The organism is Micromonospora sp. NPDC047756 (genome assembly GCF_055587245.1).
Map to the genome: position 1 here is coordinate 242,799 of NZ_JBVJGQ010000004.1, position 18,042 is coordinate 260,840.

The window sequence follows — 18,042 nt, forward strand, 5'->3', positions numbered from 1 at the left end:
ATCCCCCGTGGCCCGGGGAGGACCTCAGCCGCCGTACGACCGCAGCGCGTCGATGGCCCGGGTGGTGACGTCCTCCACCGGCCCGGTGGCGTCGATCCCGACCAGCTTGCCCTGAGCGCCGTAGTAGTCGACCAGGGGTGCGGTCTTCTCGCTGTATTCGCGGAGCCGCGTGGCGATCGTCTCCGGCTTGTCGTCGTCGCGCTGGAACAGCTCGGCGCCACACCGGTCACAGATGCCGGGCCGGGTGGTGGCGTCGAACTCGACGTGCCAGATCTTGCCGCAGCCCCGGCAGGTACGCCTGCCGGAGAGCCGCCGGATCACCTCGTCGTCGTCGACGACCAGCTCCAGGACCAGATCCAGGGCGGTGCCCAGATCGGCCAGGAGCTTGTCCAGAGCGGCAGCCTGCGGAGTCGTCCGCGGGAAGCCGTCGAGCAGGAAACCCTCGCTGGCGTCGGGCTCGGCCAGCCGGTCCCGGACCATGTTGATGGTGACCTCGTCCGGAACCAGCTCGCCCGCATCCATGTACCGCTTCGCCTCGACACCGAGCGGCGTGCCCTGGGTGACGTTCGACCGGAAGATGTCTCCGGTCGAAATCTTCGGCACCGAGAGGTGCGCGGCGATGAACTCGGCCTGCGTGCCCTTGCCCGCGCCCGGCGGGCCAACCAGAACGAGTCTCATCTACCGCAGGAACCCTTCGTAGTTCCGCTGCATGAGTTGGCTCTCGATCTGCTTCACGGTCTCCAGACCGACGCCGACCATGATGAGCACAGCGGTGCCGCCGAACGGGAAGTTCTGGTACTGCTGGTTGTCCAGCCAGATGAAGAAGAAGTTCGGCAGGATCGAGATGATGCCGAGGTAGAGCGCACCCGGCAGGGTGATCCGGCTGAGGATGAAGTCCAGGTAGTCGGCGGTCGGCTTGCCCGGCCGGATACCCGGCACGAACCCGCCGTACTTCTTCATGTTGTCCGCGACCTCGGTCGGGTTGAACGTGATCGAGACGTAGAAGTACGTGAAGAAGATGATCAGCAGGAAGTAGACCGAGATGTAGATCGGGCTGCTCGGGTTGACCAGGTTGTTCTGGATCCACGACTGGGTCTTGCCCGGGTCGGTCTGGTCGAAGAACTGCAGCGCCAACTGCGGCAGGTAGAGCAGCGACGAGCCGAAGATGACCGGGATCACACCCGCCTGGTTGACCTTGAGCGGGATGTAGGTCGAGGTGCCGCCGTACATCCGCCGGCCGATCATCCGCTTGGCGTACTGCACCGGGATCCGGCGCTGCGACTGCTCGATGAAGGTGACAGCGGTGATGACCACCAGAACCAGCGCGATGACCAGGGCGAACATGTCCCAGCCCTTGCTGGTCTTGATCTGCCAGCCCTCGCTGGGCAGCCGCGCCGCGATCGAGGTGAAGATCAGGACGGACATGCCGTTGCCGACGCCGCGGTCGGTGATCAGCTCGCCGAGCCACATGACCATGCCGGTACCGGCGGTCATCGTCATCACCAGGATGCTCAGGGTCAGCCAGTCCGGGATGCCGGTGCCGGTGGGGATGATCGGGAACTGGTCGCAGCGGTTCTGGAACAGCTGGCCCGAGCGGGCCAGCGCCACGAACGCCGACGCCTGCAGCACACCGAGACCGAGGGTCAGGTAGCGGGTGTACTGGGTGATCTTCGCCTGCCCGGCCTGGCCCTCCTTGCGGAGCTGCTCCAGGCGGGGAATCACGACGGTCAGCAGCTGCAGGATGATCGACGCGGTGATGTAGGGCATGATGCCCAGCGCGAAGACCGAGAGCTGCAGCAGCGCTCCGCCGGAGAAGAGGTTGAGAAGATTCACCACCCCGGTGGTGTCACCCTGGATGGTGTCGAGGCACTTCTGCACGTTGCCGTACGAGACGCCCGGGCTGGGCAGCGTTGCGCCCAGCCGGTAGACCGCAATGATGCCTACTGTGAACAGCAGCTTCTTGCGCAGGTCAGGCGTACGGAACGCACTGAGAAAGGCGGACAGCAACTTCTTCCTCCTGCGCGAGGCGGGCCGCCGGTGATCCCTGGCGGGTCGGGGTGGATCACGGGCGAGTGCCCGCAATCCATGGCTGGGATGGGACTCTAACAGCCTCACCCCGGTCCGGGCAGATGTGCCCGACTACATAAATCGGTTCCGATGTTACCGGGCGCTCACGCCCCAGGCAGACCATGGCGCCCGTCCAGTTGCTCTCAACTGGACGGGCGCCATGGTCGTAAGCCTTACAGCTCGGTGACAGAGCCACCGGCGGCAGCGATCTTCTCCTTGGCCGACGCACTGAACGCGTGCGCGGACACCTGGAGCGCCACACCGCCGAGATCCCCGGTGCCGAGGACCTTGACCGGGTGGCCCTTGCGAACCGCGCCGGACTCAACGAGCTCCAGCGGGCCGACCTGACCACCATTCGGGAACAGCTCAGCGAGTCGGTCCAGGTTGACAACCTGGAAGACCACCTTGAACTTGTTCTTGAAGCCCTTCATCTTCGGCAGGCGCATGTGGATGGGCATCTGCCCACCCTCGAACGCCGCCGAGATGTTCTTGCGGGCCTTGGAGCCCTTGGTACCGCGACCGGCGGTCTTGCCCTTGGAACCCTCACCGCGACCCACACGGGTCTTCGCGGTCTTGGAACCGGGCGCCGGGCGCAGGTGATGCACCTTGATCGTCATTACTCGACCTCCTCGACCTTCACGAGGTGGCTCACAGTGAAGATCATGCCGCGGATCTCGGGCCGGTCCTCCTTGACCACCACGTCGTTGATCCGCTTGAGACCGAGCGAACGCAGCGACTCACGCTGGTTGTGCTTGGTCCCGATACCGGACCGGAGCTGGGTGACCTTCAGGCGTGCCATCAGCTCGCCACCCCCGCACGCGACGCCAGCATGGCGGCCGGCGCGACGTCCTCCACCGGCAGACCACGACGCGCCGCGACCTGCTCGGGGGACTCAAGCCCCTTCAGGGCCGCCACGGTGGCGTGCACGATGTTGATCGGGTTCGACGAACCGAGGCTCTTGGAGAGCACGTCGTGGATCCCAGCGCACTCCAGCACGGCACGCACCGGTCCACCGGCGATGACACCCGTACCGGCCGAGGCCGGCTTGAGCAGCACCACACCAGCGGCGTCCTCACCCGTCACCGGGTGCGGGATCGACTGACCGATCCGCGGGACCTTGAAGAAGTGCTTCTTGGCCTCCTCGACGCCCTTGGCGATGGCCGCGGGCACCTCCTTGGCCTTTCCGTAGCCCACGCCGACCGTGCCGTCGCCGTCGCCCACGATCACCAGGGCGGTGAAGCTGAAGCGACGACCACCCTTCACGACCTTGGCGACGCGGTTGATCGCGACGACCCGCTCAAGGTGCGGGGTCTTCTCGACGGGCGCGTTTCCGCGGCCGCCCTCACGGCGGTTGTCGCGGCGACCACCCTCGTTGCCACCGGACCCGCCGCCACGGCGCTGTTGACCTGGCATCAGCAGCCTTCCTTCTCTCTCGTGACGGGGTTGTTAGAACTCGAGCCCGGCTTCGCGGGCGGCGTCGGCAAGCGCGGCGACTCGCCCCGCGTACCGGTTGCCGCCGCGGTCGAAGACGACCTTGGAGACGCCGGCGGCCTTGGCCCGCTCGGCGAGCAGCGCGCCCACCTTGCCAGCCAGGGCGCTCTTGTCGCCCTCCGCACCGCGCAGCGAGGCGTCCAGGGTCGAGGCCGACGCCAGGGTGTGACCCTTGGTGTCGTCGACGACCTGGGCGACCATGTGCCGCAGCGAGCGGGTGACGACCAGGCGCGGACGCTCGGCCGTACCGCTGACGTTCTTGCGGACGCGGAAGTGTCGACGCGCACGCCCGACGGCGCGCTTGGCGGCGACACCGCGGCGGCGCTTGAGCAGCGTGGCGCTCACTTCTTACCTGCCTTTCCAGCCTTGCGGCGGATGACCTCGCCCTGGTACTTGACGCCCTTGCCCTTGTAGGGCTCCGGCGGGCGGATCTTCCGGATGTTGGCGGCGACCTCACCGACCTGCTGCTTGTCGATGCCAGCCACGTGGAACAGCGTCGGCCGCTCCACCGTGAAGGTGATGCCCGCCGGAGCGGAGACGACCACCGGGTGCGAGAACCCGAGCGCGAACTCGAGGTCCGAACCCTTGGCGGTGACCCGGTAACCGGTGCCGGCGATCTCCAGGCTCTTGCGGTAGCCCTCGGTGACCCCGACGATCATGTTGGCAACCAGCGTACGGCTCAGGCCGTGGAGCTCCTTGGCCTTGCGCTCGTCGTTCGGCCGGTTGACGCTCAGCTGGCCGTCCTCGGCCCGCTCGATCGTGATCGGCTCGGCGAGGATGTGCTCAAGCTGGCCCTTGGGCCCCTTGACCTTGACGGTCTGTCCGTCGATCGTGATGTCGACGCCGGCTGGCACCGGGATCGACTTACGTCCAATTCGCGACATTTCTACCTGTCTCCCGTTACCAGACGAAGGCGAGGACTTCCCCGCCAACACTCCGCTTGCGGGCCTGCCGGTCGGTCAGCAGCCCCTGGGACGTCGAAATGATCGCCACGCCCAGCCCACCGAGCACCCGCGGGAGCCCGTCCGACTTGGCGTACACCCGGAGACCGGGCTTGGACACGCGCTTGATGCCGGCCAGGCTCCGCTCGCGGTTCTGGCCGTACTTCAGCTCGACGACCAGTCGCTTGCCGACGGCGCCCTCCTCGGGCTCCTCGACCGACCAGGTGGCGATGTAACCCTCGGCCTTCAAGACCTCGGCGATGTTCGCCTTGATCTTGGAGTAGGGCATCTTCACCTGATCGTGGTACGCCTGGTTGGCGTTACGCAGACGCGTGAGCATGTCTGCGATCGGGTCGGTCATCGTCATGGATTTCGTCAGCCTTTCTCGCCGGGGTTCCCGGGGCATCAGCCCCGGGCCTACGGCGAAGAGCAATACCTAATCGGTGCAGGAGTTCCCGGCCGACGGCCGGGACGCGGTCGCCCTTACCAGGAAGCCTTGGACACGCCCGGCAGCTCACCGCGGTGAGCCATCTCCCGGATGCAGACCCGGCAGAGCCCGAACTTGCGGTAGACCGCCTTCGGACGCCCGCACCGCTGGCAGCGGGTGTACGCGCGAACCGAGAACTTCGGCTTCGCGGCCGCCTTGATGATCAGCGCCTTCTTGGCCATCTCAGTTCTCCTTGAACGGGAAGCCCAGGAGCTTGAGCAGCGCCCGGCCCTCGTCGTCGGTCGTGGCGGTCGTGACCACCGTGATGTCCATGCCCCGCTGGCGATCGATCCGGTCCTGGTCGATCTCGTGGAACACCGACTGCTCGGTCAGACCGAACGTGTAGTTGCCGTGCCCGTCCAGCTTGCGCCCGTCCAGGCCGCGGAAGTCGCGGATACGCGGCAGCGCGATGGAGAGCAGCCGGTCCATGAACTCCCACATCCGGTCGCCGCGAAGGGTGACCTTCGCGCCGATCGGCATGCCCTCGCGGAGCTTGAACTGCGCGATGGACTTGGTCGCCCGCCGCACCTGCGGCTTCTGGCCGGTGATCGTGGCGAGGTCGCGGACCGCGCCGTCGATCAGCTTGGCGTCGCGAGCAGCCTCGCCGACACCCATGTTGACGACGATCTTGACCAGCCGCGGCACCTGCATGGGGTTGCCGTAGCTGTGCTGCTCACGCAGCTGGGCCACGATCTCGTTGCGGTACCGCTCCTTGAGGCGCGGCAGGGTCTTTTCGGTAGCCGTGGTCATCACAGGTCCTTACCGGTGCTACGCGCGATGCGGACCTTCTGGCCGTTGTCGTCGATCCGGTAACCGACGCGGGTCGGCTTGCCGTCGGAGTCCAGGACCTGCACGTTCGAGACGTGGATCGGGGCCTCCTGGGTGACGATGCCACCGGTCTTGGCGCCACGCTGGGTGGTGCTGATGCGGGTGTGCTTCTTGACCCGGTTCACGCCCTCGACCAGGACCTTGTCCTGCCGCGGGTAGGCCTGAATGACCTTGCCCTTGGCACCCTTGTCCTTGCCGGCGATGACGACGACCGTGTCGCCCTTCTTGACCTTCACGGTCACAACACCTCCGGCGCGAGGGAAATAATCTTCATGAACCGCTTGTCCCGCAGCTCCCGGCCCACCGGGCCGAAGATACGGGTTCCACGCGGGTCCCCGCCGTCCTTGATGATGACGGCGGCGTTCTCGTCGAAGCGGATGTACGAGCCGTCCGGACGCCGCTTCTCCTTGGCGGTGCGAACGACGACAGCCTTGACGACGTCGCCCTTCTTCACACCGGCACCCGGGATCGCGTCCTTGACCGTGGCCACGATGACGTCGCCGATACTCGCGTAGCGCCGACCCGAGCCACCGAGAACCCGGATGCACAGGATCTCCCGAGCACCCGTGTTGTCGGCGACGCGCAGTCGCGACTCCTGCTGAATCACGTCTATCTCCTATGTCTGCCGGTTCTCCGGCCGCCGTAGCGGCCGGAGCCTGGCGGAACCTACGCCCGACGCAACGCCGGGCGAGCTCGAGCCTTCGCTACTTGGCCTTTTCCAGGATCTCCACGATCCGCCAACGCTTGGTGGCGCTCAGCGGCCGGGTCTCCATGATGAGAACCCGGTCACCGGTGCCAGCGGCGTTCTGCTCGTCGTGCACCTTCAGCTTGCTCGTACGGCGCATGATCTTGCCGTACAGAGCGTGCCGAACCCGGTCCTCGACCTCGACCACGACGGTCTTGTCCATCTTGTCGCTGACCACCAGGCCCTCACGGACCTTGCGGCGGGACCGCGCGGTGGCGGTGGCGGTGTCTTCGGTCATGATGCAGTCACCTCAGTCGGCGCGGCCGAGAGCCCCAGCTCGCGCTCGCGCATGATCGTGTAGATCCGGGCGATCTCCCGACGGATGACCTGCAGCCGCCGGTTGTTGTCCAGCTGCCCGGTTGCGGCCTGCACGCGGAGGTTGAACAGCTCCGCCTTGGCCTCCCGCAGCTTCGTGACCAGCTCCTCTTCGGAGAGCTCACGCAGCTCGGTCGCCTTAACGCCCGCTGCCATCAGGATTCACCCACTTCGCGCGTAACAATGCGGCACTTCATCGGGAGCTTGTGGATCGCGCGACGCATGGCCTCTCGCGCGGTCTGCTCGTTGGGGAAGGACATCTCGAAGAGAACCCGCCCCGGCTTGACGTTGGCAACCCACCACTCGGGCGAGCCCTTACCGGAACCCATCCGGGTCTCGGCAGGCTTCTTGGTGAGGGCCTGGTCCGGGAAGATCGTGATCCAGACCTTGCCACCACGCTTGATGTGGCGAGTCATCGCGATACGTGCCGACTCGATCTGCCGGTTCGTCACGTACGCCGGCTCGAGAGCCTGAATCCCGAACTCGCCGAACACCACCCGGTTACCACCCTTGGACGCGCCACTGCGGTCCGGGTGGTGCGGCTTGCGGAAGCCCTTCGGGGGCTTGCGCGGCATCAGCATCTGTCAGCCCTCCTGCTGCGTTTCTGCCGGAGCAGCAGTGGCGGCGACAGCTGCGCTGTCGACCGGCTCGCCGCTCGGCGTCTCGGCCTGCTGCGCGATGGTGGTCGCAGCAGCCCGACCGGCCTCGGTGCCACCAGCCGTGGTGCCGGACGAACCCGACCGGCCACGGCGCGGACGCTCGGGACGGTCGCCGCGCTCACCACGACGCGGGCGGGACGGACCGGCCTCGGCCGGAGCTTCCCGGCCCGGGACGGCGTCGCCCTTGTAGATCCAGACCTTCACACCGATCCGACCGAACGTGGTACGGGCCTCGAAGAAGCCGTACTCGATGTTGGCCCGCAGCGTGTGCAGCGGAACCCGGCCCTCACGGTAGAACTCGGTCCGGCTCATCTCGGCGCCGCCGAGGCGACCCGAGACCTGAACCCGGATGCCCTTGCAGGCCGGGTTCTTCATCGCCGACTGCATGGCCTTGCGCATCGCCCGACGGAAGCTGACCCGGCTGGACAGCTGCTCGGCCACGCCCTGCGCGACCAGCTGAGCGTCCGACTCGGGGTTCTTCACCTCGATGATGTTCAGCTGAACCTGCTTGCCGGTGAGCTTCTCAAGCTCGCCGCGGATCCGGTCGGCCTCCGCGCCCTTACGGCCGATGACGATGCCCGGCCGGGCGGTGTGGATGTCGACCCGAACCCGGTCGCGGGTGCGCTCGATGTCGACCTTGGAAATCCCGGCACGCTCGAGGCCCTTGGACATCATGCGGCGGATCTTGACATCCTCGCCGATGTAGTCCTTGTAGAGCTTGTCCGCGAACCAGCGGGACTTCCAGTCGGTCGAGATGCCGAGCCGGAACCCAGTGGGGTGAACCTTCTGACCCATTACTCGGCGTCCTCCGTCTTGCTCTGCGCTTCGGCCGGTGCGGCCTCCGTGGCCGGGGCGGCCTTCTTCGCCGCGGCCTTCCTCGGCGCTGCCGGCGCGACCGCTTCGACCGCCACGGTGATGTGGCAGGTGCGCTTGCGGATCCGGTACGCCCGACCCTGCGCCCGCGGCTGGAACCGCTTCATCGTCGGGCCCTCGTCCACGAAGGCCTCGCTGACGAGCAGCGCGTCGGGGTCCAGCCGCTCGTTGTTCTCCGCGTTGGCGATCGCGCTAGCGAGCACCTTGTACACCTGCTCGCTCGCAGCCTGCGGCGCGAACTGCAGCACCGTGAGCGCCTCCTTCGCGGGCAGGCCGCGGACGAGGTTGACCACCCGGCGCGCCTTCATCGGCGAGATGCGCACGTGCCGCGCAACCGCCCGCGCGCCCGGAAGCACCGGAGCGTCGCCCTTTCCTGGCATCGCTGTAACCCCTTGTTCCCTCTATCCGTATGCCTGGCGGCGTCAGCGCCGACGGCTCTTCCGGTCGTCCTTCTCGTGACCCTTGAACGTGCGGGTCAGCGCGAACTCGCCGAGCTTGTGCCCGACCATCGCCTCGGTCACGAACACCGGGACGTGCTTGCGTCCGTCATGCACGGCGATCGTGTGCCCCAGCATCTCGGGGATGATCGTCGAGCGCCGCGACCAGGTCTTGATCACGTTCTTGGAGCCCTTGTCGTTCTGAACTTCCACCTTCTTGAGCAGGTGGTCGTCTACGAACGGGCCCTTCTTCAGGCTGCGAGGCATGTCTTATCTCCCTCAGCCGCGCTTACGCGTGGCGTAGCGACGGCGGACGATCAGCCGGTCACTCGGCTGGCCCTTACGGCGGGTGCGGCCCTCGGGCTTACCCTGCGGGTTGACCGGGTGGCGACCACCGGAGGTCTTACCCTCACCACCACCGTGCGGGTGGTCGACCGGGTTCATGGCGACACCACGGACGGTCGGGCGCTTGCCCTTCCACCGCATCCGGCCGGCCTTACCCCAGTTGATGTTCGACTGGTCGGCGTTGCCGATCTCGCCGACGCTGGCGCGGCAGCGCACGTCCACCCGCCGGATCTCACCGGACGGCATACGCAGGGTCGCGTACGCGCCCTCACGGCCGAGCAGCTGGATGCCGACGCCGGCGGAACGGGCCAGCTTGGCCCCGCCACCCGGACGCAGCTCCACGTTGTGGATCGTGGTACCGACCGGGATGTTGCGCAGCGGCAGGTTGTTGCCCGGCTTGATGTCGGCGCCCGGACCGGACTCGACGCGGTCGCCCTGCTTCATGTCCTTCGGCGCGAGGATGTAGCGCTTCTCGCCGTCGGCGTAGTGCAGCAGCGCGATGCGCGCCGTGCGGTTCGGGTCGTACTCGATGTGAGCGACCTTCGCCGGCACGCCGTCCTTGTCGACCCGCTTGAAGTCGATCAGACGGTACTGGCGCTTGTGACCGCCACCGTGGTGCCGCGTGGTGATCCGGCCGTGGGCGTTACGCCCGCCCTTCTTCGGCAGCGGAGCCAGCAGCGACTTCTCCGGCGTGGACCGGGTGATCTCGGCGAAGTCAGCGACACTCGAGCCACGTCGGCCCGGCGTCGTCGGCTTGTACTTACGGATAGCCATTGTCTACACCCCTCAGCTGACCGGGCCGCCGAAGGCCTCGATGCGGTCACCGTCAGCCAGCTTCACGATCGCCCGCTTGGTCGCCTTGCGCTGACCGAAGCCGGTCTTGGTGCGCTTGCGCTTACCCTGGCGGTTGAGCGTGTTGACCGTCAGGACGCGGACGTTGAAGATCTGCTGGATAGCGATCTTGATCTCGGTCTTGTTCGCGTCCGGGTGCACCAGGAAGGTGTACCAGTTCCGGTTCAGCTCGCTGTAGCTCTTCTCCGAGACGACCGGCGCCACGATGATGTCGCGCGGGTCGGCGATCGTGCTCACTTGCCACCCTCCTCGGTGGTCTCGGCGGGCACGCCCAGGAACTCGTCCAGGGCGTCCTTGGTGAAGACCACGTCGTCGGCCACGAGCACGTCGTACGTGTTCAGCTGGCCGGACTCGATCAGGTGCACCCGCGGCTCGTTGCGCAGCGACACCCAGTTCAGCTCGTCGGTGCTGCTCAGCACGACCAGGACCCGACGGGCCTCGGTGAGCTTGGTCAGCGTGGCCAGGGCCGCCTTGGTCGACGGCTTCTCGCCCGAGACGAACGCCTCGACGACGTGCACCTGCCCGGCGCGGGCCCGGTCGGAGAGGGCACCCCGCAGAGCGGCGGCCTTCATCTTCTTCGGGGTCCGCTGGCTGTAGTCGCGCGGCACGGGACCGTGCACGACGCCACCGCCGGCGAACTGCGGCGCGCGGATCGAGCCCTGCCGGGCGCGACCGGTGCCCTTCTGCTTGTACGGCTTCTTGCCGCCACCGGCGACCTCGCCGCGGGTCTTGGCCTTGTGCGTGCCCTGTCGGGCCGCCGCGAGCTGGGCCACCACGACCTGGTGCATCAGCGCGACGTTGGCCTGCACGTCGAAGATGTCCTCCGGCAGCTCCACGGAGCCGCTGGTGGTGCCTTCGACGGTGCGCACGTCAACGGTGGTCACTTGGCCGCACCGCCCTTCTTCACCTTGCTCTTGGCCGCGGTACGGACCAGAACGAGCGCGCCCTTGGGACCAGGAATGGCACCCCGGACGAGCAGCAGGTTGTTCTCGGTGTCGACCGCCTGGACGGTGAGGTTCTGCACGGTGTACCGAACGCCACCCATACGGCCGGCCATCCGGGTGCCCTTGAAGACACGCCCCGGAGTGGCGCAGGCGCCGATCGAGCCGGGCGAGCGGTGCTTGCGCTCGACGCCGTGCCCGGCGCCCAGGCCGTGGAAGCCGTGCCGCTTCATCGGGCCGGCGTAGCCCTTGCCCTTGGTCTTGCCGGTGACGTCGATGGTGACGCCGGCCGGGAACTCCTCGACAGTGACTTCCTGCCCGAGCGAGTATTCCCCGGCGTCAGTGGTGCGCAGCTCGACGATGTGCCGGCGCGGCGCCACGTCCGCCTTGGCGTAGTGCCCGCTGACCGGCTTCTTGACCTTGCGCGGGTCGATGGTGCCGTACGCGAGCTGGACCGCGGAGTAACCGTCCTTCTCGGCGCTACGAACCTGGCTGATGACGCACGGGCCGGCCTCGACCACGGTCACGGGAACAACGCGGTTGTTCTCCCAGACCTGGGTCATGCCGAGCTTGGCGCCCAGGATCCCCTTGACTTGCCTGTCCATTTGTCCGGTCCCTACAGCTTGATCTCGATGTCGACGCCAGCCGGCAGGTCGAGGCGCATGAGCGAGTCGACCGTCTTCGGGGTCGGGTCGATGATGTCGATCAGCCGCTTGTGAGTGCGCATCTCGAAGTGCTCGCGCGAGTCCTTGTACTTGTGCGGCGAGCGGATAACGCAGAAACGGTTGATCTCCGTGGGCAGCGGCACCGGGCCCGCGACCTGCGCCCCGGTGCGCGTCACCGTCTCGACGATCTTCCGAGCCGAGGAGTCGACGACCTCGTGGTCATAGGCCTTGAGCCGGATGCGGATCTTCTGTCCCGCCATGGTGGCTTCTGTTCCTTCTCTCGATGCCGCTGTGTTGCGGGCGCCTGTACCGGCTGGTACAGGCCCACTTCGCCGACCCCCGCGGTCGGGCGTGTCGCGCCCTCGGGCCGAGCTCCGCCCCTAGGTACCGGAGTGGTGCTGACCGCACTGGGGGTCAAGGCGCCGATCGCATTACCGCGACCTGAACGCCGTGCGAGGGTGGTTGGCGACTGGGCCGCCAACCACCCTACGCTCGACTGCCTCGCCACCCGGAGGTTCAGCGAAAGCCGAACACAGGCGACGAACTGTCGTTACGCAACCTGACTAGTATGCCGCACGACCGGCGGCGGGTCTAATCGGGGTTACCTAGTTCACTTGTTAATCTTGGTGACGAACCCGGCGCCGACGGTGCGGCCACCCTCGCGGATCGCGAACTTGAGGTTCTCCTCCATGGCGATGGGCTGGATCAGCTTCACCGACATCGAGGTGTTGTCACCCGGCATGACCATCTCGGTGCCCTCGGGGAGGGTGACGACACCGGTGACGTCCGTGGTCCGGAAGTAGAACTGGGGACGGTAGTTCTGGAAGAACGGGGTGTGACGGCCACCCTCCTCCTTGGAGAGGATGTAGACCGTCGCCTCGAACTCCGTGTGCGGGGTGTTCGAGCCCGGCTTCACGACGACCATGCCGCGCTCGACCTCGTCGCGCTTGGTACCACGCAGCAGCAGGCCGACGTTCTCGCCTGCGCGGGCGTCGTCCAGGGTCTTCCGGAACATCTCGATCGCGGTGACCTTGGTCTTGAAGCTCTTCTCCTTGATACCGACGAGCTCAACATCCTCGTTCGGCAGGAGAACGCCGCGCTCGACGCGACCGGTGACGACGGTGCCACGACCGGTGATCGTGAAGACGTCCTCAACGGGCATCAGGAACGGCTTGTCAACCTCGCGCTCCGGCTGCGGGATCGAGGTGTCGACAGCGGTCATCAGGTCCAGCAGCTTGCCGGTCCACTCGGGGTCACCCTCGAGGGCCTTCAGCGCCGAAACCCGAACGACCGGCAGGTCGTCACCCGGGTACTCCTGCGAGGAGAGTAGCTCGCGGACCTCGAGCTCGACGAGCTCCAGGAGCTCCTCGTCGTCGACCATGTCGCTCTTGTTGAGCGCCACGACGATGTACGGCACACCGACCTGACGGGCCAGCAGCACGTGCTCGCGGGTCTGCGGCATCGGGCCGTCGGTCGCCGCGACCACCAGGATCGCGCCGTCCATCTGCGCGGCACCGGTGATCATGTTCTTGATGTAGTCGGCGTGCCCAGGGCAGTCGACGTGCGCGTAGTGCCGCGACTCGGTCTGGTACTCGACGTGCGCGATCGAGATCGTGATACCGCGGGCCTTCTCCTCCGGCGCCTTGTCGATCTCGTCGAACGGCGTGTAGGGGTTCAGGTCCGGGTACTGGTCGTGCAGGACCTTGGTGATGGCCGCCGTCAGCGTCGTCTTACCGTGGTCGATGTGACCAATGGTGCCGATGTTGACGTGCGGCTTAGTCCGCTCGAACTTAGCCTTCGCCACTGGTGTCCTCCTGTGGACTTCTTGGTTCGTACGCCCGGCGCGCCGGTCGGCGCTTAGGACTCTGTCGACAGCCTTTCCGGCCCGAGGGCCGGAGAGCCTTTGTGGGTTCTGCGGCGATGAAGCCTACAGGCCCGGTCTCACGCGATCCGATCGTGGTGGCCGCGGGCGGGTGAAACCTCCCGCGACCAACCACGAATCACCTGCTCAGAGCGCTACTCGCCCGTTGCCTTGGCGATGATCTCCTTCGCGACGCTCTGCGGAACCTCGGCGTAGGAGTCGAACTGCATGCTGTAGCTAGCCCGGCCCTGGGTCTTCGACCGCAGGTCGCCGACGTAGCCGAACATCTCCGACAACGGCACCAGGGCCCGGACGATGCGGGCGCCGCTGCGCTCCTCCATCGCCTGGATGATGCCGCGGCGGGAGTTGAGGTCACCGATGACGTCACCCATGTTCTCCTCAGGAGTGGTGACTTCAACGGCCATCATCGGCTCGAGCAGTGCCGGATCGGCCTTGCGGGCCGCGTCCTTCATCACCATCGAGCCGGCGATCTTGAATGCCATTTCCGACGAGTCGACCTCGTGGTACTGACCGTCCAGCAGGGTCAGCTTGACGCCGACCAGCGGGAAGCCCGCCAGGATGCCGTACTGCAGCGCGTCCTGCGCACCGGCGTCCACCGAGGGGATGAACTCCCGGGGGATGCGGCCGCCGCTGACGGCGTTGGCGAACTCGTAGGTCGGCGAGTCGTTGTCCAGCGGAAGCGGCTCGACGCTCACGATCACGCGGGCGTACTGGCCGGAACCACCGGTCTGCTTCTTGTGGGTGTACTCGACCTTCTCCACCTTGCGGCGGATGGTCTCGCGGTACGCCACCTGCGGCTTGCCGACGTTGGCCTCGACGTTGAACTCGCGGCGCATCCGGTCGACCAGGATGTCCAGGTGCAGCTCACCCATGCCGGAGATGACCGTCTGACCGGTCTCCTCGTCCAGCTGGACGCGGAAGGTCGGGTCCTCCTCGGCCAGGCGCTGGATGGCGGTGCCCAGCTTCTCCTGGTCGGACTTGGTCTTCGGCTCGATCGCCACCGAGATGACCGGCTCCGGGAAGGTCATCGACTCCAGGATGACCGGGTTCGCCGGGTCGGAGAGAGTGTCGCCGGTGGTGGTCTGCTTGAGACCCTGCACGGCGATGATGTCGCCGGCCTGCGCCGACGGACGCTCTTCCCGCTTGTTGGCGTGCATCTGGTAGATCTTGCCGATGCGCTCCTTGCGGTCCTTGGTGGAGTTGACCACCTGGGAACCGGAATCGAGCGTGCCGGAGTAGACCCGCACGTAGGTGAGCTTGCCCAGGTGCTTGTCCGTCTGGATCTTGAAGGCCAGGCCGGAGAAGGGCTCCGAGTTGGACGGCTTACGCAGCAGCGGGGTCTCGCCGTCGGTGGCCGTACCCTCGATCGCCGGAACGTCCAGCGGCGACGGCAGGAAGTCGACCACGGCGTCGAGCATGGGCTGAACGCCCTTGTTCTTGAACGCCGAGCCGCACAGCACCGGGTTGGCCTTGCCGGCGATGGTGGCACGCCGGATGGCGGCCTTGATCTCCTCGACGGAGACCTCCTCGCCTTCCAGGTACTTCTCCATCACCGAGTCGTCGACGTCGGCGAGGGTCTCCATCAGCTTCTCGCGCCACTCGGCCGCGGAGTCGGCCAGATCGGCCGGGATCTCCTCGACCGCGTAGTCCTCACCCTTCTGGGTCTCCCCGCGCCAGGTGAGGGCGCGCATGCCGATCAGGTCGACGACACCGATGTGGTCGCCCTCGAGCCCGATCGGGATCTGGAGCACCAGCGGCGTGGCGTTCAGCCGGTCGATCATCATCTGCACGCAGCGGAAGAAGTCGGCGCCGGTCCGGTCGAGCTTGTTGACGAAGCACATGCGCGGGACGTTGTACTTGTCGGCCTGCCGCCAGACGTTCTCCGTCTGGGGCTCAACGCCGGCGACACCGTCGTAAACCGCTACCGCACCATCCAGAACCCGCAGCGACCGCTCGACCTCGACCGTGAAGTCGACGTGGCCGGGCGTGTCGATGATCTGGATCGTGTGGCCCTTCCACTCACACTTGGTGGCAGCGGAGGTGATGGTGATGCCACGCTCCTGCTCCTGCTCCATCCAGTCCATGACGGCAGCGCCCTCGTGGACCTCACCGATCTTGTACGTGATGCCGGTGTAGAACAGGATTCGCTCGGTGGTGGTGGTCTTACCGGCATCGATGTGCGCCATGATGCCGATGTTGCGTACGTTGGCGAGCGCGTCTGCGGCGGCCACTTCAATCCCTACTTATCGTCGTCTCGACACAACTGGTGGCGGTTCCGGCGCCCGGAGGCGCCGGAACCAGGGTGTTACCAGCGGTAGTGCGCGAAGGCCTTGTTCGACTCGGCCATCTTGTGCGTGTCCTCGCGCCGCTTGACGGCGGCACCGAGGCCGTTGCTCGCGTCCAGCAGCTCGTTCATCAGCCGCTCGACCATGGTCTTCTCGCGCCGGGCGCGGGAGTACGTGACCAGCCAGCGCAGGCCCAGGGTGGTCGCCCGGGTCGGGCGGACCTCGACCGGAACCTGGTAGGTGGCGCCACCGACACGACGGCTGCGCACCTCGAGGGTCGGCTTGACGTTGTCCATCGCCCGCTTGAGGGTGACGACCGGGTCGGTGCCGGACTTCTCGCGGCAGCCCTCGAGGGCCGCGTACACGATGGACTCGGCGAGCTGACGCTTGCCGCGGAGCAAGATCTTGTTCACCAGCTGGGTGACCAGCGGCGAGTTGTACACCGGGTCAGCGACCAGTGGCCGCCGCGGAGCGGGTCCCTTACGCGGCATGTCAGCTCTTCTCCTTCTTCGCGCCGTAACGGCTGCGCGCCTGCTTGCGGTTGCGGACACCCTGGGTGTCCAGCGAGCCGCGAACGATCTTGTAACGCACGCCGGGGAGGTCCTTCACCCGGCCGCCGCGAACGAGCACGATCGAGTGCTCCTGCAGGTTGTGACCGACGCCGGGGATGTAGGCGGTCACCTCGATCTGGCTGCTGAGCTTCACGCGAGCGACCTTGCGCAGCGCCGAGTTCGGCTTCTTCGGGGTGGTGGTGTACACGCGGGTGCACACGCCGCGCCGCTGAGGGGAACCCTTCAGCGCCGGGGTCTTGGTCTTGGTCGTCTTCGCCTGGCGGCCCTTTCGGACCAGCTGCTGGATCGTGGGCACCGGGTTTCTCCGCTCCCTTCGGCCGCATCCGCGGCCGCGCCGTCTGCTCGTTAGCCGGCCTGCTGACCGGCTCTCCTACATTCCGACCAGGGTCGCCTTGCGGAGACCCCGGCACCCGCGGTCGGGCGTGTCGCCCTCGTCACGGCCCGTTGCGAAGCTCTCGCGTTCGTACCGGGTTGTGTCACCGGCGCGCGGGTCGCCCCGCCCCGGATCTTTGGCTTGTCGTGCCGCCGTCCGTAAGCCGGAAACAGCGCACGCACGAGTTGCCCGGGCAGGCCCGGGCACAAGGGGAAAGAGTACCTACCACAACCGCCCAGGTCAAAACGGAATGGCCCGGCGACTGTCTCACACCCGCCGGCCGGATCTCGTCCTGCCCGTCGCCCGCGATGGGCACCTACGAATACAAGTGTACCGGCTTCCCCGCAGAAGCACCCATCGCCCCCGGGGTGACCGGAAGCCTTCCGCGGAAAACCCCCGTCAGGTGCCGGATCTGTCGGTGATCATCCTCACGTCAGTGTGAGAAGCAGGGCAAGACCCAGACCCAGCAGGCTGAGCAGGGCACCCGCCGCGCCACAGCTGATCCCGGCCATGGCCAGCCCACGGCCGGTGAACCGGACCGCTGAGGGAGCGGTCGCCCGCCGGATCTGCCGCCGGCCGAGCAGCCCGATCACGACCGCCGCCCCGCCGGCCAGCACACCCAGCGCGGCGAACGCCCCGGAGGCCCAGGCCCCGCCGTCGTTCTTGAACGCCACTCCGAAGCAGATCACCAGCAGGGAGACCAGAAGTGCGGCGATCCCCGCCACCAGCGCCCCGATGGCCAGCCCGGAGGTGACCGGTGCCACGTCCAGGTGCACGACGCCGAACGGCGTACCCGACACCGGCTCCACCCGCTTCGGGGGCCGGCGTTGGTCGTCGGTGGGCGGCGGTACGGAACGCCCCGCCGGGCCACCCCACCCGGGGCCGTGCCCCGGCGGCGGTCCCCACCCGTACGGCGCAACCGGCCCGGACGGGGACGGACCCCACCCGGGCGGCGCAGACGGCGACGGACCCCACCCGGGCGGCGCTGACGGCGCAGACGGGGACGGACCCCATCCCGGCGGCGCAGACGGGGACGGACCCCAGCCGTACGGCACTCCCGAACCAGCCGGCGGCGGGCCCCAGCCGGGCGGCACGCCCGGCTGGGAGGTGGGTGGGCCCCAGCCCTGCGGCGTCGAGGTCGGCGCGCTGGAGACCGGGTACGGCTGGTCGGAGCCGGGCGACGCGGTAGCGCCCCAGCCGTTCGGGCCCCAACCAGGGGGCGGTGCCACCGGGGGCGGCGGGCCCGGTGTGGTCACCGGTTGGTGGGTCTCGCCGCTCGGGGCG

General features: G+C 67.4%; 28 protein-coding genes. All 28 read right to left on the minus strand.

The genetic code is table 11. The features are described from left to right. Nucleotides 1-24: 24 nt before the first annotated feature. Nucleotides 25-678, minus strand: coding sequence for an adenylate kinase (locus ACZ6NZ_RS14250; protein ID WP_088950228.1), 654 nt, complete (start codon nucleotides 676-678; stop codon nucleotides 25-27). Then, nucleotides 679-2,007, minus strand: a complete 1,329-nt coding sequence (secY, locus tag ACZ6NZ_RS14255; RefSeq protein WP_366612185.1) for a preprotein translocase subunit SecY — start codon at nucleotides 2,005-2,007, stop codon at nucleotides 679-681. A 233-nt stretch (nucleotides 2,008-2,240) separates the two neighbouring features. Then, nucleotides 2,241-2,684, minus strand: a complete 444-nt coding sequence (gene rplO / locus ACZ6NZ_RS14260; protein ID WP_030329906.1) for a 50S ribosomal protein L15 — start codon at nucleotides 2,682-2,684, stop codon at nucleotides 2,241-2,243. After that, entirely contained in the window at nucleotides 2,684-2,866 is a 183-nt protein-coding gene (rpmD, locus tag ACZ6NZ_RS14265; RefSeq protein WP_007465262.1) for a 50S ribosomal protein L30, read from the minus strand. Before rpmD ends, rplO begins: the two co-directional genes overlap by 1 nt. Next, the gene (gene rpsE, locus ACZ6NZ_RS14270) at nucleotides 2,866-3,480 is read right to left on the minus strand and encodes a 30S ribosomal protein S5 (RefSeq protein ID WP_013288621.1); all 615 of its coding nucleotides are present in this window, start codon (nucleotides 3,478-3,480) and stop codon (nucleotides 2,866-2,868) included. Before rpsE ends, rpmD begins: the two co-directional genes overlap by 1 nt. Before the next feature lie 33 nt (nucleotides 3,481-3,513). After that, nucleotides 3,514-3,903, minus strand: a complete 390-nt coding sequence (gene rplR, locus ACZ6NZ_RS14275; protein WP_091402381.1) for a 50S ribosomal protein L18 — start codon at nucleotides 3,901-3,903, stop codon at nucleotides 3,514-3,516. After that, nucleotides 3,900-4,442, minus strand: a complete 543-nt coding sequence (gene rplF / locus ACZ6NZ_RS14280) for a 50S ribosomal protein L6 (RefSeq protein ID WP_357355002.1) — start codon at nucleotides 4,440-4,442, stop codon at nucleotides 3,900-3,902. Before rplF ends, rplR begins: the two co-directional genes overlap by 4 nt. Nucleotides 4,443-4,458: 16 nt before the next feature. Further along, nucleotides 4,459-4,866, minus strand: coding sequence for a 30S ribosomal protein S8 (gene rpsH, locus ACZ6NZ_RS14285; protein ID WP_007465270.1), 408 nt, complete (start codon nucleotides 4,864-4,866; stop codon nucleotides 4,459-4,461). A 116-nt stretch (nucleotides 4,867-4,982) separates the two neighbouring features. Further along, nucleotides 4,983-5,168, minus strand: coding sequence for a type Z 30S ribosomal protein S14 (locus tag ACZ6NZ_RS14290; protein ID WP_007465272.1), 186 nt, complete (start codon nucleotides 5,166-5,168; stop codon nucleotides 4,983-4,985). A 1-nt stretch (nucleotide 5,169) separates the two neighbouring features. Then, nucleotides 5,170-5,736 (minus strand): 50S ribosomal protein L5, encoded by a 567-nt coding sequence (gene rplE / locus ACZ6NZ_RS14295; RefSeq protein WP_196919809.1) that lies wholly within the window; start codon nucleotides 5,734-5,736, stop codon nucleotides 5,170-5,172. Next, complete coding sequence (rplX, locus tag ACZ6NZ_RS14300; protein WP_172899047.1) at nucleotides 5,736-6,056, minus strand: 50S ribosomal protein L24; 321 nt, start codon at nucleotides 6,054-6,056, stop codon at nucleotides 5,736-5,738. Before rplX ends, rplE begins: the two co-directional genes overlap by 1 nt. Continuing rightward, nucleotides 6,053-6,421: a 50S ribosomal protein L14 gene (gene rplN, locus ACZ6NZ_RS14305; protein ID WP_007073026.1), complete on the minus strand. Its 369-nt coding sequence runs from the start codon at nucleotides 6,419-6,421 to the stop codon at nucleotides 6,053-6,055. Before rplN ends, rplX begins: the two co-directional genes overlap by 4 nt. 97 nt (nucleotides 6,422-6,518) lie before the next feature. Beyond that, nucleotides 6,519-6,797 (minus strand): 30S ribosomal protein S17, encoded by a 279-nt coding sequence (rpsQ, locus tag ACZ6NZ_RS14310; RefSeq protein ID WP_112584814.1) that lies wholly within the window; start codon nucleotides 6,795-6,797, stop codon nucleotides 6,519-6,521. After that, nucleotides 6,794-7,030, minus strand: a complete 237-nt coding sequence (gene rpmC / locus ACZ6NZ_RS14315; RefSeq protein WP_007465283.1) for a 50S ribosomal protein L29 — start codon at nucleotides 7,028-7,030, stop codon at nucleotides 6,794-6,796. Before rpmC ends, rpsQ begins: the two co-directional genes overlap by 4 nt. Then, nucleotides 7,030-7,455 (minus strand): 50S ribosomal protein L16, encoded by a 426-nt coding sequence (rplP, locus tag ACZ6NZ_RS14320; RefSeq protein WP_053653940.1) that lies wholly within the window; start codon nucleotides 7,453-7,455, stop codon nucleotides 7,030-7,032. The genes rpmC and rplP overlap by 1 nt, the downstream gene beginning before the upstream one ends. 3 nt (nucleotides 7,456-7,458) lie before the next feature. Next, a complete protein-coding gene (gene rpsC / locus ACZ6NZ_RS14325) occupies nucleotides 7,459-8,328 on the minus strand; it encodes a 30S ribosomal protein S3 (protein ID WP_449563448.1) in 870 nt (289 codons plus the stop codon). Next, on the minus strand, nucleotides 8,328-8,786 hold the full coding sequence (gene rplV / locus ACZ6NZ_RS14330) for a 50S ribosomal protein L22 (RefSeq protein WP_007465297.1): 459 nt from the start codon (nucleotides 8,784-8,786) through the stop codon (nucleotides 8,328-8,330). Before rplV ends, rpsC begins: the two co-directional genes overlap by 1 nt. Nucleotides 8,787-8,828: 42 nt before the next feature. After that, a complete protein-coding gene (gene rpsS / locus ACZ6NZ_RS14335) occupies nucleotides 8,829-9,110 on the minus strand; it encodes a 30S ribosomal protein S19 (protein ID WP_007465299.1) in 282 nt (93 codons plus the stop codon). Between the two features lie 12 nt (nucleotides 9,111-9,122). Then, the gene (gene rplB, locus ACZ6NZ_RS14340; RefSeq protein WP_053653944.1) at nucleotides 9,123-9,962 is read right to left on the minus strand and encodes a 50S ribosomal protein L2; all 840 of its coding nucleotides are present in this window, start codon (nucleotides 9,960-9,962) and stop codon (nucleotides 9,123-9,125) included. 12 nt (nucleotides 9,963-9,974) lie between these two features. Beyond that, on the minus strand, nucleotides 9,975-10,277 hold the full coding sequence (gene rplW, locus ACZ6NZ_RS14345; RefSeq protein WP_007465304.1) for a 50S ribosomal protein L23: 303 nt from the start codon (nucleotides 10,275-10,277) through the stop codon (nucleotides 9,975-9,977). Then, nucleotides 10,274-10,924 (minus strand): 50S ribosomal protein L4, encoded by a 651-nt coding sequence (gene rplD, locus ACZ6NZ_RS14350; protein WP_030489587.1) that lies wholly within the window; start codon nucleotides 10,922-10,924, stop codon nucleotides 10,274-10,276. Before rplD ends, rplW begins: the two co-directional genes overlap by 4 nt. Continuing rightward, nucleotides 10,921-11,586, minus strand: a complete 666-nt coding sequence (rplC, locus tag ACZ6NZ_RS14355; RefSeq protein WP_366612191.1) for a 50S ribosomal protein L3 — start codon at nucleotides 11,584-11,586, stop codon at nucleotides 10,921-10,923. The genes rplD and rplC overlap by 4 nt, the downstream gene beginning before the upstream one ends. Nucleotides 11,587-11,597: 11 nt before the next feature. Further along, nucleotides 11,598-11,906 carry a 30S ribosomal protein S10 gene (rpsJ, locus tag ACZ6NZ_RS14360; protein WP_007073037.1) on the minus strand — a complete coding sequence of 103 codons (309 nt, stop codon included), beginning with the start codon at nucleotides 11,904-11,906 and terminating at the stop codon, nucleotides 11,598-11,600. A 350-nt stretch (nucleotides 11,907-12,256) separates the two neighbouring features. After that, nucleotides 12,257-13,450, minus strand: a complete 1,194-nt coding sequence (gene tuf, locus ACZ6NZ_RS14365) for an elongation factor Tu (protein ID WP_030489585.1) — start codon at nucleotides 13,448-13,450, stop codon at nucleotides 12,257-12,259. 212 nt (nucleotides 13,451-13,662) lie between these two features. Next, nucleotides 13,663-15,759 carry an elongation factor G gene (gene fusA, locus ACZ6NZ_RS14370; RefSeq protein WP_363611581.1) on the minus strand — a complete coding sequence of 699 codons (2,097 nt, stop codon included), beginning with the start codon at nucleotides 15,757-15,759 and terminating at the stop codon, nucleotides 13,663-13,665. A 74-nt stretch (nucleotides 15,760-15,833) separates the two neighbouring features. Then, a complete protein-coding gene (rpsG, locus tag ACZ6NZ_RS14375) occupies nucleotides 15,834-16,304 on the minus strand; it encodes a 30S ribosomal protein S7 (protein WP_007465317.1) in 471 nt (156 codons plus the stop codon). 1 nt (nucleotide 16,305) lies between these two features. Beyond that, entirely contained in the window at nucleotides 16,306-16,680 is a 375-nt protein-coding gene (rpsL, locus tag ACZ6NZ_RS14380; protein ID WP_007465318.1) for a 30S ribosomal protein S12, read from the minus strand. A 506-nt stretch (nucleotides 16,681-17,186) separates the two neighbouring features. Further along, the gene (locus ACZ6NZ_RS14385; protein ID WP_465858565.1) at nucleotides 17,187-17,558 is read right to left on the minus strand and encodes a hypothetical protein; all 372 of its coding nucleotides are present in this window, start codon (nucleotides 17,556-17,558) and stop codon (nucleotides 17,187-17,189) included. Nucleotides 17,559-18,042: the final 484 nt, after the last annotated feature.